We start from the raw sequence: 2,009 nt of genomic DNA, 5'->3' as shown, positions 1-2,009 counted from the left end.
GGGGTCTAGATGATAAAATTACATATGCCCTTGAAGGTTCTGTATATATGGCAGGAGCTGTCATTCAGTGGTTGCGTGATGGTCTTAGAGTTATCGATTCAGTAGAAGATTCAGAGTACTTTGCAACTCGTGTTAATGACACTGACGGTGTTTATATCGTGCCAGCTTTTACTGGTCTTGGTGCTCCATATTGGGATCCATATGCTCGGGGATCTATTACTGGAATTACTCGTGGGACAAATAAATGTCATATTATTCGTGCCGCACTTGAATCAATTGCGTTTCAAACAAATGATGTGCTACATGCAATGGAGCTGGATTTAAATGTACCTGTGAAATCTCTTAAGGTGGATGGTGGTGCTTGTAAAAATAATTTTATTATGCAATTTCAGGCTAATATTATTAATGCTCCCGTAAAAAGGCCTTCAAATGTTGAGACGACAGCGATGGGTGCTGCTTTTCTAGCAGGCCTCGCTGTTGGCTTTTGGAATTGTAAAGATGAAATTTTAAATAATTGGATTTTAGAACATGAGTTTAAACCTCAAACGACAGAGAATTGGCGGCATTTTGAAATTAGTCACTGGGCTAAAGCCGTTAAATCTACACGTAATTGGGTGAAAGAATAAATTTATAAATTAAATTTTTATCTATTGAGTGGAGAGAAGACAAAGAGCCATGGTATATGACGTCGTTATCATTGGCGCAGGTGTAACTGGTGCAGCAGTCGCACGTGAGTTATCTCGGTATGAGGTAAATGTATTGGTTATTGAGAAGGAGGAAGATGTATGCTGCGGGACGTCTAAGGCAAATAGTGCCATTGTACATGCTGGCTATGACTGTATGCCAGGTTCGATGATGGCAAAGATGAATGTCCGCGGCAATGAAATGATGGGGAATCTTACCCAAGATCTGGATATCCCTTTTGAGCGAACTGGTTCGCTTTTAGTATGTACTCATAAAGATGGGTTGGGTGGGCTGCAAAAACTTTATGAGAGGGGGGTCAGAAATGGCGTCAAGGGCATGAAAATTCTATCTCGTCAAAAAGCTTTAGAAATGGAACAAAGTCTTTCTGACAATGTTTTAGCTGCGCTTTGGGCTCCGTCAGCAGGTATAATATGTCCGTTTACTTTAAATATTGCTATGGCTGAGAATGCGAACGTTAATGGTGTTGACTTTCATTTCAATACCTGTGTAGAAAAACTTTTTCGTGATAATCAGGGTATTTGGCGTATTCGAACCAATAATGGGGAATATCGAAGCCGCTATCTTGTAAATGCGGCTGGACTTTATGCAGACATATTACATAACATGGTATCTTCCAGAAAAATACATATCACACCCCGTAGAGGTGACTATCTAATCCTTGATCGCAATGCAAAGGATTTCGTTCATCATGTGCTCTTTCCACAGCCTACGAAATATGGGAAGGGTCTTTTGGTTACACCGACTGTACATGGGAACATCCTTATTGGGCCTACGGCCATTGATTTGCCAGATGGTGATAAAGAAAACACTGCTACTACTCAGGAAGGTCTTACTCAAATCCGGGAGAAGGCCTCTGAGATTGTGCGCAATCCGCCTCTCAGACAAGTAATTACAAGCTTTGCAGGCCTACGTGCGCATGAAGATCACCATGAATTTATACTCGGCTTTGTTGAGGATGCACCTGGATTTGTTGACTGTGCAGGCATTGAATCTCCTGGTCTTACAAGTTCCCCTGCGATAGGTGAGTACATTGCTTCTTTACTGTGCGATTCAATGAAACTTAAAAGAAAGGATTCGTGGGTTGCTAAACGTAAGGGCATATTAGATCCAGCAAAACTTAGTTTTCGTGACCGTAACGAGCTTATAAAGAAGCATCCTGCTTATGGACAGATTATCTGTCGTTGTGAGTCGGTCAGTGAGGGTGAGATATTGGATGCTATTAACCGACCGCTTGGTGCTCGATCGCTTGATGGTGTGAAGCGGCGCGTCAGAGCAGGTATGGGTAGGTGTCAGGCGGGATTCTG

The 2,009-nt window shown here is 42.2% G+C and carries 2 protein-coding genes; both read left to right on the top strand.

Going from position 1 to position 2,009, the window contains the following annotated elements:
- The coding region (locus Q7P22_RS02670; RefSeq protein WP_303860300.1) for an FGGY-family carbohydrate kinase at positions 1–626 on the top strand (626 nt) is incomplete at its 5' end.
- A gap of 28 nt (positions 627–654) precedes the next feature.
- The coding region (locus tag Q7P22_RS02665) for an NAD(P)/FAD-dependent oxidoreductase (RefSeq protein ID WP_369695479.1) at positions 655–2,009 on the top strand (1,355 nt) is incomplete at its 3' end.

It is taken from the genome of Alkalibaculum bacchi (genome assembly GCF_937875145.1).
GTDB classification, from domain to species: Bacteria; Bacillota; Clostridia; order Eubacteriales; family Alkalibacteraceae; genus Alkalibaculum; species Alkalibaculum bacchi_A.
Note: the sequence above shows the minus strand (reverse complement) of the source record. Positions and strands in the feature narration are given on the sequence as shown.